The sequence below is a fragment of the Mesorhizobium sp. M0491 genome (assembly GCF_040321265.1).
In the GTDB taxonomy this organism is placed as follows: Bacteria; Pseudomonadota; Alphaproteobacteria; order Rhizobiales; family Rhizobiaceae; genus Mesorhizobium.
Map to the genome: position 1 here is coordinate 93,229 of NZ_JAMYRE010000016.1, position 12,578 is coordinate 105,806.

Consider the following 12,578-nt stretch of genomic DNA (forward strand, 5'->3'; position numbering starts at 1 on the left):
GTCCAACCAATTCAAAAGGCCGGGTTTTTCCCGGCCTTTTGTTTGAACCCGACCTCAAGCCGCGGCTGATCCGGCCGCCGCCGCCTCGTGCGAGCGGATGCCGATCATATGGCAGATGGCAAAGACCAGATCGGCGCGGTTCATGGTGTAGAAGTGGAAATCGCCGACACCGCGCTCGACCAGATCCATCACCTGTTCGGCTGCCACCGCCGACGCCACCAGCGCATGCGTCTGCGGGTCCCGGTCAAGGCCTTCGAAACGCTCCGCCAGCCAGCCGGGCACATGCGCGCCCGCCCTGGCGGAAAAGTTCGCGACCTGCCTGAAACTGTGAACCGGCTGGATTCCCGGCACGATCGGGATGTAGATGCCGGCGCGGCGGACGCGCTCGACATAGCGCTCGTAGAGATCATTGTCGAAGAAGAACTGGGTGATGGCGCGCGTCGCGCCATTGTCGACCTTGCGCTTCAGCATCTCGATGTCGGTGGCGAAATCGGGACTTTGCGGATGCTTTTCCGGATAAGCCGCGACGGAGATGTCGAAGTCCGCGATTGCCTTGAGCCCGGCGACCAGCTCCGCGCCGTTCTCGTAGCCACCGGGATGCGGCCGATACGGTTCGCCGACGCCGGAGGCCGGGTCGCCGCGCAGCGCCACGAACCGGTTGATGCCGATCGACCTGTAATCCTGGATGACCGCGTCGACCTCGTCGCGTGTTGCACCGACGCAGGTCAGATGCGCCGCTGCAGGAATACCGGTTTCCGTCAGGATGCGCTTTACAGTGCGCGCGGTACGCTCCCGCGTCGAGCCGCCGGCGCCGTAGGTCACCGAGACGAATTTCGGCTTCAGCGGCTCCAACTTTGTTACCGTCTCCCACAGCCTCGCTTCCATCTCGTCCGTCTTCGGCGGGAAGAATTCGAAGGAAACCCTGACCTTGTCGCCAATGTCGGGGCGGCGGGAAAAGCGGAACTGGTTCATGCGATTTCCCCTATCGAGTTCGCTTTGGCCTGCCTTGTGTCGTTGGAAGGATCGGCGATCAAGAGGCGCCGGTCGCGGCCAAGCCAGAGTTTTACGGTGAGCCTAGCCTCGTTGCCGCCGCGCGGCTCGAATTCCTGACTGTCTTCAAGATCGAGGCCGGCTTCCGAAAACCAGTCGGCGATCTGCCGGTCGGAAAAACCGAGCCGCATATGCGCGTGCTCCTCGCGCAGGAATTCCAGCGCATGCGGCGCGAAATCGACGATGACAAGGCGTCCGGCCGGACGCAAAAGCCGCGCCGCCTCGTGGATGGCGCGGGCGGGATCGTCGAGATAGTGCAGCACCTGATGGATGGTGACGAGATCGAAGGCATCGCGCTCGACCGGCGGTGCGAAGATGTCGCCCTGCCGAACCTGTGCGTTCGAAACCCCGGCCTTGTCGAGATTGGCGCGCGCCACGGTCAGCATCTCGCGCGACATGTCGATGCCGACACCGCGCCGATAAAGCGGCGAGAAGATTTCAAGCAGCCGCCCGGTGCCGGTGCCGAGATCCAGCATCGACTGGAACGGCCGCTTGCCCACCAGCTTCAACATTGCGGCTTCGACGGCGCGGTCCGGCACATGCAGCGAGCGGATATGGTCCCAGCTTGCCGCATTCACCGAAAAATACGCGACCGCGCGGTCCTGCCGCTTGCGCTTGACCGAGGCCAGACGCTCAAGATCGCGCTCGACCTGCGGATCGGCGCCGCGAATGCCGGAAACCAGTCCCATGACGAAGTCACGCGCTGAATCCGCATCCGACAGACGGAAGAAGGCCCAGGACCCTTCCTGGTAGCGGCCGATCAGCCCGGCCTCCAGCAAGAGCTTCAGGTGACGCGAAACGCGCGGCTGCGACTGGCCGAGAATTTCGGTAAGATCGGAAACCGTGAGGTCGCCGCGCGACAGAAGTGCCAGTATGCGCAATCGGCTGGATTCGGCCGCCGCCTTCAATGTGTCAACCATGGTGTCGAGCGAGACATGCATCAGCGTATTCTCTTTGAAAAGATATAAACATATGTTTATGTCGGTTTTCGAAACCTTGCAAGCGCTATGTCGCTTCCGGACCAGAAAATGCCGCTCGTGTGGCGTTTTAAGAGACGCGGGCCATGACTGAAACGCGTGAGATGTTCGAGGCGCGCGAAGGGGAGCAGAGGCTGGAAAACGATCCGGCCCTGATGCCGCCTGATGGCGGCATCGTCTTCATCGGCCGCATTGCCTCGCCGTGGACGACGCGCGAAACCTGCCCGAAGAACATGCGCGTCGCGCGCGAGACCGGACAGAAGGCGGTGCTGACCATCGACGCGCCCTACCGAAGGGGCCTGCAGGGGCTGGAGCGCGCCAGCCACGTCATCATCCTATCCTGGCTGCATCATGCGCCGCGGACTCTGATTGTGCAGAAACCGCGCCATGCTGTTGAAGCGAAAGGTGTATTTGCGCTGCGCTCCCCTGCCCGCCCGAACCCCATCGGGCTGCACATCGCCAGGCTGATTGCCGTCAACATCGAAACCGGCCGCATCGATCTCGACGCCATCGACGTGCTCGACGGCACGCCGGTCATCGACCTAAAACCCTATTTCGCCTCGACCGACGCCATATCAGAGGCGACCATCGAAGGGCGCGACGAGCCCAATGGGATCCGGCGATGACAGCGCCGACCGGCCGCCGCCGCGCCATCGCCAAGGCGCTGACCGCACTTCTGCCGCTGGCGCCCTATGCCGATATGGAGAAGATCCGCACCGACGCCGGCGCGGTTCACATGAAGACCCTGCCGCCGGGCATCGCCGTATGGCTGGCGACCATTGCCCATATCCGCCACATGCATACCGACTACGAAAAGCTGCTGAGTGAAGGTTACGATCGCGACTCGGCGCGTTTCTTCGTCATCGAGCAGACCAACATCGTGCTCACCCGCTGGCGCGCGACACGCCTGCTCGACGCCGACGACGAGGAATGAGGCGGCAGAACCGTTATTGCCGCTTCAGAACGGCGACTGCATTGTAGGGCTGGCCATCGGCCTGGCCGACCCACGTCCAGGACAGATTGCCCTTGTAAAACCTGACGGTGATGTTGCCGCCGTCGATGCACTTATCCTGCCCGTAAGTGATGCTCTCGTGGTATTCCGCCGATGTGTCGTCCCTTGATGTCTGCGACAGGGATCCGCCGCAGCCGAGCGACGGATAGTCGATCGACGCACCGCCATCGTTGATCGTCATGGCGATCGCCCAATCAGCTCCGGCATCGCCGGCCGGGCTCTGGTGGCCGCTGCCGACCCAGGTGCCGCTCAGCGACGGCACATTCACCGCGCAGGGCAAGTTCTGGAAGATCGGCGTCAATTCGCTGCCGGTTTTCCCGCAGCGATAGGTCTGGCCGCTCTGGCACAGTTCCTCGCCTTCGCGCGCGCACTGGGCGCTGGCTTCGCCCGCGGCGGCGAACATCATCATGGCTGCTATGACGGCCCCGAGCCTGCCCATCTTCCCCTCCCGTTCAGACCCGGAATGATAGGGCAATTGCGATCGAATGTATCGGCCAGATCATGATGGAGGCCGAACAGCGTCGGGCGGGTGGCTCTATGCCTTCTGTCTGGCGCCGCTAGCCTCTCGCCTTGCGCGACAGGAGGCCCCAATGAGCCGGACGATGGCAACACAGGACGAGAAGCAACTGCCCCTGGTTGGCGACCGCCATGTCGACCCGCACTCCTACCCCGAGGGCGTCGCTTTCCTCGACGACCAATACCTGCCGATGTCGCAAGCCAAGGTCTCGGTGCTGGACTGGGGTTTTCTGCATTCCGATGCCACTTACGACACCGTGCATGTCTGGAACGGTCGCTTCTTCCGCCTCGACCTGCATCTCGACCGCTTCTTCGGCGGGCTGGACAAGCTGCGCATGACCATCCCCTTCGATCGCGACGGCGTGACCGAAATCCTGCACAATTGTGTGGCGCTGTCCGGTCATCGCGCCGCCTATGTCGAAATGCTGTGCACGCGCGGCGCCTCGCCGACCTTCAGCCGCGACCCGCGCCAGGCGGTCAACCGCTTCATGGCGTTCGCCGTGCCTTTCGGCTCGGTCGCCAATGCCGAGCAATTGCAGCGCGGCCTGCGTGTCGCCATCAGCGACAAGGTGCGCATTCCACCGGCCTCGATCGACCCGGCGATCAAGAACTACCACTGGCTCGATCTGGTGCGCGGCCTCTACGATGCCTATGATCGCGGCGCCGAGACTGCGTTGCTTCTGGACTTCAACGGCAATGTCGCCGAAGGCCCGGGCTTCAACGTCTTCTGCGTCAAGGATGGCAAACTGTCGACGCCTTCCATCGGTGTGCTGCCCGGCATCACCCGCCGCACTGTCTTTGATCTGTGCGCCGAAGAAGGTCTTGCAGCCACCGCCACCGATGTCAGCGTTGCCGCATTGCACGAGGCAGACGAGGTTTTCATCACCTCGACCGCAGGCGGCATCATGCCGGTGATGGAGATCGACGGTGTTCGGATCGCCGACGGCAAGGTCGGCGCGATCACCAGCCGGCTGATGGCGCGCTACTGGCAAAAGCACGATGACGCGGCCTGGTCGTCCCAGGTGAATTATCCCTGATAATTCAGGGGTCTTTTCAAAACATTCCCGTCGGCTCTGGAAAATCAGAGGATCGACCGTATATGCCCGAAAGCGGAGAAGCCTCCGCTTTCACCCAAAAATCACGCCCGCAGGGGCAAGGACTCCAAGATCATGACAAACAAGGTTTGGTTCATCACCGGATCGTCGAAGGGCTTTGGCCGCGTCTGGGCCGAGGCGGCACTCGCGCGTGGCGACAGCGTCGCGGCGACTGCCCGCGACGCCGGCACGCTCGCCGATCTCGTCCAGAAATACGGCGACAGGATTGCCGCGATAAAGCTCGACGTCACAGACAAGAAAGCCGTCGATGCCGCTGTCGCCGAAGCGCACAAGCGTTTTGGCCGGCTCGACGTCGTCATCAACAATGCCGGCTACGGCCATTTCGGCGCCATCGAGGAGGTCAGCGAACAGGAAGCACGCGACCAGATCGAAACCAATGTCTTCGGCGCGCTGTGGGTCACTCAGGCCGCACTGCCGATCATGCGGGCACAGCATTTCGGCCACATCATCCAGATCTCGTCGATCGGCGGCGTCAATGCCTTTGCCTCGCTCGGCCTCTACCACGCCTCGAAATGGGCGCTGGAGGCCTTCAGCCAGTCGCTGAGCATCGAGGTCGCGGAATTCGGCATCCATGTGACGCTGGTCGAACCCGGCGGTTTCTCCACCGACTGGGCCGGCCCGTCGGCCAAGGTGTCCCAACCGATCGAGGCCTATGCACCGGCCCGTGCCAAGATGACGGAGCGCCGCGCCAATTCAGTCGCCGGCGATCCAGAGGCCACCGGGCCGGCCATGCTGGCCATTGTCGATGCCGCCGAGCCGCCGCTCAGGGTGTTCTTCGGCGACGGCGGCCTGCCGATGATCAAACAGGAATACGCCAACCGCATCGCCAGCTGGGAGAAGTGGGACGACGTCTCCATCATGGCGCAAGGCGCCAAGAAGAACCGCAAGGGCTGAAGTCCAGCACTCTTGCTACGCCGCTCCATGGGCGGCGTAGCTCGCCTCAGGCTTTATAGATCCACTGTTCCGGCACGCGCACCGAAATCTCTTCGCCGGTCTTGACCGTTCCCGGCTTCTCGACCCAGGCGACGACGCCGCGCAGCCGCTTCGCCATTTTTGGGAACAGTAGCGCGCCGGCTTCGACGTCGGCCAATCCGGCGTTTTCGGCGATCGACCGGCCGGCGATGCGGCACGGGCCGTTCTGTGCGTCGACCTTGATGGTGACGCCCCCCTTGAAGAACAGCAGCGTGCCGGCCGGCAGCATCGAGAGGTTCGGCACCCCTTCGATCACAAGATTGGCGCCGATCCACTCCGGCCTGATCTCGGCCAGGCCCATGCGTTCGGCGACAACCGCCAGCTCGTCCGCCGCCACGATGGACAATTGCCGTTCGTTGCGTATTTCCGTGCCGCGCGGATACCAGGGCTCGCGCCCGCCCGAGCGCCGTGTCGGTCCGGCATGGAAGTCGCCTGAAATGCCGTCGAAACCCAGCCGCAATTCGTCCACCGGGCGGGTCTGAAAATGATCCGCCGGCGCCACGTAAAGCGCTGCCGCCCTGGCGGCAAGCTTTCGCGCGGGGATGATTTCAACCGGCTTTTCTGCCTCGGGGAAGAGATCCAACATGGCGTCCTTTCCTTTCGTCATCCAGCGAAGTAGCCGGGCGGACTTCGAGGCGTCCAGTCGAAAGTACTGATTGTCCGATCAACACCATCGATATGATGGCGATCACGCATTTCTTACCTGTCATCGATGTGATGGCGCATTACCGACGTGCCGTTCATGGTGACGTCCAGACAATTCACGGAGGCCGATCATGCGACCCGTGACGGCAATCACGTTGCTTTGGTTGGATGGTGTCTGGTCCGCCGCCATATGGTCCGCCCATGCCCAGCAGCGCGCCGGATTCAAGGGCGGAGGCCCGGTATCGAGGTCTCGCATCGCTCATCATCGGCATCGTGACGAAGGCAAGACTGGAAGAGAGTTTCCTGCACGACGAGTTGGGCAGCGCCTATGACGACTATATCAGACGGGTGCCGATGCTGGTGCCGTTCGCACCGGTCTGACACGAATAGCTCTCTACAGCATCCTGAGAAGCGCGCCGCCTATCGAATACCCCGCGCCAAAGGCGCAGATCAGGCCGAAATCGCCGGGCTTCATGTCGGCGTGGTTCTCCGACAGCGCGACGATGGCGCCGGCGCCCGCCGTGTTGCCCAGCCGCTCCAGCACCATCGGCGCGCGGTCGTGGTCGACTTCGTGGCCGAACGACAGTTTCAGGATCATCGCATTCATGCGCGCATTGGCCTGATGCAGCCAGAAGCGCCTGATCGCCTGCGGCGTCAGCCCGTGCTCGGCGAGGAATTCGACGATGAATTTTTGCCCGGCGACGGTGACTTCCTTGAACACCTTGTTGCCGACCTGCTTGATCAGATTGCCTTCCAGGTTGATCATGTAAGGATCTTCCTGGGCGGTGCGGGTGTGATAGCCCAGATTGGTGCGGATGTTGTTCGACATCTGCGTCCAGACGCGCGTGTCGAGCACCTCGAAGCGCCCCGGCCGCTTGTCGCCCTTGGCCAGGCCTTCGACCACCATCGACACCGAAGCGTCGCCGAAGATGAAATGCGTCTGCCGGTCGCGGAAATTGAGATGCCCGGTGATGATCTCCGGCGTCGTCACCAGGATGCGTTTGTGCGCGCCCGACCGCACCAGGTTGACGGCAACGTGCAAGGCGGCCGCGGCCGAGGAACAGCCAAGCCCCATGTCGAAGCCGGCGCCCTTCGTCCCCAACGCCTCCTGCATTTCAATGGCGATCGCCGGATAGGGCCGCTGGTGATGCGAGGCCGAGCAGATCACCAGGTCGATATCCGACGGCTGCAGCCCGGCGTGGTCGAGGGCCTTCTTCGCCGAGGCGATGCCGAACTCCGCCTCCAGCGACAGCGCGTCGTCGGGCCGCGCCGGAATGCGCGGCGCCATCCGGGTCGGATCGAGAATGCCCTCGCGCTCGATGACATGGCGGGTGCGCACGCCCGAGGCGTGGACGATGAAGTCGCTGTCCGATTTCGGCAGCGGCGGCTCGCCAGTATCCAGGCGACGCGCGTTTTCCAGGTCGACCCAGGCATTGAAGCTGGCGACCAGTTCTTCATTGGTGATTGTGGGCTCGGGGATTTCAACGCCGATGCCGCTGATGATGACGCGATGCATGTCCAGTCCGTCCCATCCGCAGGCGCTGCGGCTTCATGTGGGCGCCGGAATGCTCCGACGCAACAGTTTTCTCACCGAGGCGGTTTACGCCGGCTTAAACCAAAGATCTGGGCCGACTTAAGCCGATCCTCGACATGGCCACAGGCAAAGCCAAGCGGCCCTAAGACGCCGCGCAACACGGATAATCAAGCTCGTTTTGCGACAATGAAAATGCGCGGAAAGCGCAAAAGCACCTTGCCGCTTGCCGTCTTCGGATAGGCCTTGGCGATCCTGGCCGTGTAGCTGTCGAGGAACATCGTCCGCTCGTCGGCGCCCAGCGGATCGAGGAACGGTTTCAAGCCCGTCGATTTCACCCATTCGACGATCGCCTGCGCATCGGCAAGCGGGTGGTTGTAGATGGTGTGCCAGATATCCAGCCGATCGCTGAGCGGCGACAGCAGGTCATAATAGAACGACACCGGCTGCAGCGGGCCGCGTGCCGCGCCCTTGAGCTTTTCGGCAAACGGCATTTCGGCGGCGGTTTCACGCATCAGGCGGTGCGAGTCCTCGCCCATATTGTCGGGCATCTGGATGGCCAGCGCGCCGCCTGGCGCAAGAAAACCCATCAGCCGCTGGAACACAGCGGGATGCTCGGGCAGCCACTGGAACACCGCATTGGCGAAGATCACGTCGACCGGCTCCGCCGGCTGCCATTTGGAGGCATCGGCCAGATCAAAGGTGACCTCGGGCAGACGCGCCCTCGCCTTCTCGATCATGTCGGGCGAAGTGTCGAAGCCGCTCACCTGCGCATCCGGCCAGCGCTCGACGAGCAGCTCGGTCGAGTTGCCCGGCCCGCAGCCGATGTCGACGACCCGGCGCGGGAAGTCCACTGGCACCTGTGCCACCAGGTCTCGCGCGGGCCGCGTGCGCTCGTCCTCGAATTTCAGATATTGGGCGGCGGACCAATCAGCCATGTGAACTCCTCACGTCTTCTTGAGAATTCGCCGCCCGGAAAACCCCCTACCGCGTCAGCCTCTTGTAGGTCATGCGGTGCGGGTTGACGGCATCCGGCCCGAGGCGGCGGATCTTGTCCTGCTCGTAATCCTCGAAATTGCCTTCGAACCATTCAACATGGCTGTCGCCCTCGAAGGCAAGGATGTGCGTCGCCAGGCGATCGAGGAACATACGATCGTGCGAGATGATGACGGCGCAGCCGCCGAAGTTTTCCAGCGCGTCTTCGAGTGCCGCCAGCGTTTCGGTGTCGAGATCGTTGGTCGGTTCGTCGAGCAGCAGCACATTGCCGCCGGTCTTCAGCATCTTGGCCAGATGCACGCGGTTGCGCTGACCGCCGGACAGATTGCCGACCTTCTGCTGCTGGTCGCCGCCGCGGAAGTTGAACGACGCGCAATAGGCACGCGTGTTGGCCTCGAACTTGCCGAGCTTGACCACTTCGGCGCCGCCGGAAATCTCTTCCCACACCGTCTTTGACGGATCGAGCGCATCGCGGCTCTGGTCGACATAGCCGAGCTTCACCGTTTCGCCGACGCGCACTGAGCCCGCATCCGGCTTTTCCTGGCCGGTGATCATACGAAACAGCGTCGTCTTGCCGGCGCCGTTCGGGCCGATGACGCCGACGATGCCGCCGGGCGGCAGCTTGAATTCCAGGCCGTCGATCAAAAGCGTGTCGCCAAAGCCCTTCGACAGGCCTTCCGCCTCGATCACCACATTGCCGAGCCGCTCGCCATGCGGGATGACGATCTGCGTATCGCTCGGACGCCGCTTGTCGGCTGCATCCAAAAGATCCTGGAACGCCTGGATACGCGCCTTGGACTTCGTCTGGCGGGCCTTCGGGCTCGACTGGATCCATTCGCGCTCGCGGCCGATGGCGCGCTGGCGGGCATCGTCCTCGCGGCCTTCCTGCTTGAGCCGCTTGGCCTTGGCTTCGAGGTATTTGGTGTAGTTGCCCTCATAGGGAATGCCGCGGCCGCGATCGAGTTCGAGGATCCAGCCGGTGACGTTGTCGAGGAAGTAGCGATCGTGGGTGATGATCATCACGGCGCCCGGATAGGCACGCAAATGCTTTTCCAGCCACGCCGTGGTTTCGGCGTCGAGATGGTTGGTCGGTTCGTCGAGCAGCAAAAGGTCGGGCTGGCGCAGCAAGAGTTGGCAAAGCGCGACGCGGCGCCGCTCGCCGCCCGAAAGCTTGGTGACTTCCGAATCCTTGGGCGGGCAGCCCAGCGCTTCCATCGCCATCTCGACCTGCTGTTCGAGATCCCACAGGTTGAGCCGGTCCATCTCGTCCTGAAGCTTGGCCGACTCGTCGGCCGTCTCGTCGGAGTAGTTCATCATCAATTCGTTATAGCGTTCGATGATCGCGGTCTTGGCGGCGACGCCTTCCATGATGTTTTCGAACACGGTCTTGTCCGGATCGAGCGCCGGCTCCTGCGCCAGGTAGCCGACGGTTGCGCCTTCGGCCAGCCAGGCTTCGCCGTTCCACTCCTTGTCGAGCCCGGCCATGATCTTGAGGATCGTCGACTTGCCCGAACCGTTGGGGCCGAGGATGCCGATCTTGGCGTCGGGATAGAAGGAGAGATGGACATTCTCGAGCACCTTCTTGGTGCCATAGGCCTTGTTGAGGCCGGCCATGTGATAGATGAACTGGCGTGCCACGCGCGCTTTCCCTGAAAAAAACTGACTGGCCCAGAAAACTGACTGGATCTGTCGAATTGAGTGGAGGTTGGCCGCTATGTAGGCGATGCGGCGGCGAACGGCAATCGCTTTTGCCATATCTGCCCGGTCACACGCGGAAGTGTCCGCCAACCGCCGAAGTTTTCCACCAGCACGAAGCGTGCTGAAATCTCCGGTTAACTCTTCGGCGTCAAAACAGGATCGGAGTGGAATCGCTCGCTATTCGCGATTTCGAGAAAGAGATCGGGTCGACGGCATTGCTGAACAGTTTCCTGCTCCTTGCCGAAGCGGTCGTCTATTTCAGCGTCATGGTGACGCTTTTCCGCTTCCGGAGGCGCATCGGCCTCGGCGTGTTCATCTGCGCGCTCGGTGTCATGCACTTCCTCGAGACCTACCTCGCCAGCGTTTTTTATGTCGCCTTGCCGTTCGGCATGGTCTCGCCTGGCTCGGCGGTGCTGTTTTCCGGCAAGCTGGTGATGCTTTTGCTGCTCTATATGAAAGAGGACGCTGCAACTGTGCGTCAGCCGATCTACGGCCTGCTGCTCGGCAATGCGCTGATGATCGGGCTGGTGCTGCTGCTGCGCCTGCACGTCATCGCGGCACTTCCCGACGGCAGGCTCCCAGACATCGGCTTCATCGACCAGATGGGCTGGCTGATGGTGTGGGGCACGACGCTGCTGTTCGTCGATGCCATCCTGATCATCCTGCTTTATGAAAAGCTCGGGCGTTATCTGCGCAAGGCGCCGTTCGCGCGCATCCTGATTTCGGTCGCTTGCGTGCTGACATTCGACCAGGCCGGGTTTTTCACCGCCCTGCATTTCGTTGCCGGCGCGCCGATAGCCGTCTTTTTCGGCGGCTGGTTCGCCAAGATGGCGGCGGCGGTGACGTTCAGCACCATGCTCGTCGCCTATCTCAAATGGTTCGAGGAGCGCCAAGTCACCGCGCCGCGCGGATTGACCGATATCTTCGATACGCTGACCTATCGCGAACGCTACGAAGCGCTGGTCGAACATGTCGGGCGGGACGGCCTGACCGGCCTGCTGCACCGCGGGCGCTTCGACGCCGACGGTGAAGCCGCCGTCCAGGCCAGCCTGCGCACCGCCAGGCCGCTCAGCCTGCTGATCATCGATGTCGACCATTTCAAATCGATCAATGACCGTTTCGGCCATGCCGAAGGCGACAAGGTGTTGAAGGCGGTCGCGGCCCTGCTTGGCGAGACGGCAAGCGCCGAGGACCAGGTGTTCCGCATCGGCGGCGAGGAATTCGCCATCCTCAGTTCGCGTCCGCACTCGGTCGCCAGGCTGTTCGGCGAAAGCATTCGCCACGCGGTCAAGGGCTCGGCCGCCACCAGTCGCTTCGAGCTCACCGTCAGCGCTGGCGTTTCCAGCGTCAGCGAAACCACGCGCTGCCTTGCCGACCTGTTCGCGCTTGCCGACCAGCGTCTCTACAAGGCGAAGTCGACCGGCCGCGATCGCGTCGTCGGCGAGCCGGGCGGCCAAGAAGCCGACACAGCCGCTGCGCGGACCAAATCCGCACAGATCTAGTTCGTTACGAATTCCTCTGCCGTCGAAAGCCCGTCACGGTCGAAACCGCCATCAGCGCGATCGCCAGCCATTTCAGCACCGTGATGATCGGCCCGGCCTGGATATCGTAGGCAATGAACAGCAGGATGCCCGGCACCAGCAAGCCGCACATGACCAGCATGATGCGGTTGATCTGCCAGGACACTTTTGACGCCAACGCCTCGTCGCCGAGTGCTGGAACCAGCACCGCCCGCACCGTCTTGCCGCCCACCAGCATGGCCGAAAGGTGCATCGAGATCGGCAGACCGAGCCGATGATCAGGAAAGCGCAAGCGGCCAGCAGGAGCGAAAACTTCAGCGCGCTGGTTTCCGCCGCTATGGGAAACAGCAGCGTCGCCAGCGGCAGGAAGACACCGAAAATGCCGATCGCCGCGATCGTGATGAAGATCGCCGCATTGACGATCGTGAACAGCTGGTAGGTGCCGACGCCGATCGGTTCGGAGAGCGTCCGCATGCGTGCCCACTCGGCGTCGGTATACGAAAAGCCCGGCCATTCCATGCGGGCATCGTTTATCGAGACCATGCC

15 protein-coding genes are annotated in these 12,578 nt (G+C 62.8%); 7 read left to right on the top strand and 8 right to left on the bottom strand.

The features are described from left to right. Positions 1–54 precede the first annotated feature (54 nt). Both metF and NKI69_RS21440 read right to left on the bottom strand, forming a co-directional pair. The gene (gene metF / locus NKI69_RS21435) at positions 55–972 is read right to left on the bottom strand and encodes a methylenetetrahydrofolate reductase [NAD(P)H] (protein ID WP_352442219.1); all 918 of its coding nucleotides are present in this window, start codon (positions 970–972) and stop codon (positions 55–57) included. Beyond that, positions 969–1,991 (bottom strand): ArsR/SmtB family transcription factor, encoded by a 1,023-nt coding sequence (locus tag NKI69_RS21440; RefSeq protein WP_128303474.1) that lies wholly within the window; start codon positions 1,989–1,991, stop codon positions 969–971. Before NKI69_RS21440 ends, metF begins: the two co-directional genes overlap by 4 nt. Positions 1,992–2,113: 122 nt before the next feature. On the opposite strand from NKI69_RS21440, the gene tsaA reads away from it, so the two are divergent. Beyond that, on the top strand, positions 2,114–2,653 hold the full coding sequence (tsaA, locus tag NKI69_RS21445) for a tRNA (N6-threonylcarbamoyladenosine(37)-N6)-methyltransferase TrmO (RefSeq protein ID WP_128303473.1): 540 nt from the start codon (positions 2,114–2,116) through the stop codon (positions 2,651–2,653). Next, positions 2,650–2,961 (top strand): DUF2293 domain-containing protein, encoded by a 312-nt coding sequence (locus NKI69_RS21450; RefSeq protein ID WP_128303472.1) that lies wholly within the window; start codon positions 2,650–2,652, stop codon positions 2,959–2,961. Before tsaA ends, NKI69_RS21450 begins: the two co-directional genes overlap by 4 nt. A gap of 13 nt (positions 2,962–2,974) precedes the next feature. On the opposite strand, the gene NKI69_RS21455 is transcribed toward NKI69_RS21450, so the two are convergent. Further along, positions 2,975–3,478 carry a hypothetical protein gene (locus NKI69_RS21455; RefSeq protein ID WP_128303471.1) on the bottom strand — a complete coding sequence of 168 codons (504 nt, stop codon included), beginning with the start codon at positions 3,476–3,478 and terminating at the stop codon, positions 2,975–2,977. Between the two features lie 151 nt (positions 3,479–3,629). Here NKI69_RS21455 and NKI69_RS21460 point away from each other — a divergent pair, with 151 nt between their 5' ends. Together NKI69_RS21460 and NKI69_RS21465 are read left to right on the top strand one after the other, a co-directional pair. After that, positions 3,630–4,592 carry a D-amino acid aminotransferase gene (locus NKI69_RS21460; RefSeq protein WP_128303470.1) on the top strand — a complete coding sequence of 321 codons (963 nt, stop codon included), beginning with the start codon at positions 3,630–3,632 and terminating at the stop codon, positions 4,590–4,592. Between the two features lie 132 nt (positions 4,593–4,724). Continuing rightward, positions 4,725–5,564 carry an SDR family oxidoreductase gene (locus NKI69_RS21465; protein ID WP_128303469.1) on the top strand — a complete coding sequence of 280 codons (840 nt, stop codon included), beginning with the start codon at positions 4,725–4,727 and terminating at the stop codon, positions 5,562–5,564. A 46-nt stretch (positions 5,565–5,610) separates the two neighbouring features. Here NKI69_RS21465 and NKI69_RS21470 read toward each other — a convergent pair whose 3' ends face one another. Further along, positions 5,611–6,228 carry an MOSC domain-containing protein gene (locus NKI69_RS21470; protein WP_128303468.1) on the bottom strand — a complete coding sequence of 206 codons (618 nt, stop codon included), beginning with the start codon at positions 6,226–6,228 and terminating at the stop codon, positions 5,611–5,613. A gap of 260 nt (positions 6,229–6,488) precedes the next feature. Between NKI69_RS21470 and NKI69_RS21475 the strand changes: the two genes are divergently transcribed. Then, positions 6,489–6,668, top strand: coding sequence for a hypothetical protein (locus NKI69_RS21475; protein ID WP_245486120.1), 180 nt, complete (start codon positions 6,489–6,491; stop codon positions 6,666–6,668). Positions 6,669–6,681: 13 nt separating this feature from the next. Here NKI69_RS21475 and NKI69_RS21480 read toward each other — a convergent pair whose 3' ends face one another. From NKI69_RS21480 to ettA, 3 genes are all read right to left on the bottom strand, one after another. After that, positions 6,682–7,803: a beta-ketoacyl-ACP synthase III gene (locus tag NKI69_RS21480; protein WP_128303467.1), complete on the bottom strand. Its 1,122-nt coding sequence runs from the start codon at positions 7,801–7,803 to the stop codon at positions 6,682–6,684. A gap of 185 nt (positions 7,804–7,988) precedes the next feature. Continuing rightward, positions 7,989–8,756 (bottom strand): trans-aconitate 2-methyltransferase, encoded by a 768-nt coding sequence (gene tam / locus NKI69_RS21485; protein WP_128303466.1) that lies wholly within the window; start codon positions 8,754–8,756, stop codon positions 7,989–7,991. Positions 8,757–8,802: 46 nt separating this feature from the next. Further along, on the bottom strand, positions 8,803–10,452 hold the full coding sequence (gene ettA, locus NKI69_RS21490; RefSeq protein WP_013530923.1) for an energy-dependent translational throttle protein EttA: 1,650 nt from the start codon (positions 10,450–10,452) through the stop codon (positions 8,803–8,805). Between the two features lie 275 nt (positions 10,453–10,727). Between ettA and NKI69_RS21495 the strand changes: the two genes are divergently transcribed. After that, a complete protein-coding gene (locus tag NKI69_RS21495; RefSeq protein ID WP_023813174.1) occupies positions 10,728–12,014 on the top strand; it encodes a GGDEF domain-containing protein in 1,287 nt (428 codons plus the stop codon). A gap of 4 nt (positions 12,015–12,018) precedes the next feature. On the opposite strand, the gene NKI69_RS21500 is transcribed toward NKI69_RS21495, so the two are convergent. Beyond that, positions 12,019–12,285 (bottom strand): hypothetical protein, encoded by a 267-nt coding sequence (locus NKI69_RS21500; RefSeq protein ID WP_352722492.1) that lies wholly within the window; start codon positions 12,283–12,285, stop codon positions 12,019–12,021. Positions 12,286–12,306: 21 nt separating this feature from the next. Between NKI69_RS21500 and NKI69_RS21505 the strand changes: the two genes are divergently transcribed. Then, entirely contained in the window at positions 12,307–12,471 is a 165-nt protein-coding gene (locus NKI69_RS21505; protein WP_352722493.1) for a hypothetical protein, read from the top strand. Positions 12,472–12,578 lie beyond the last annotated feature (107 nt).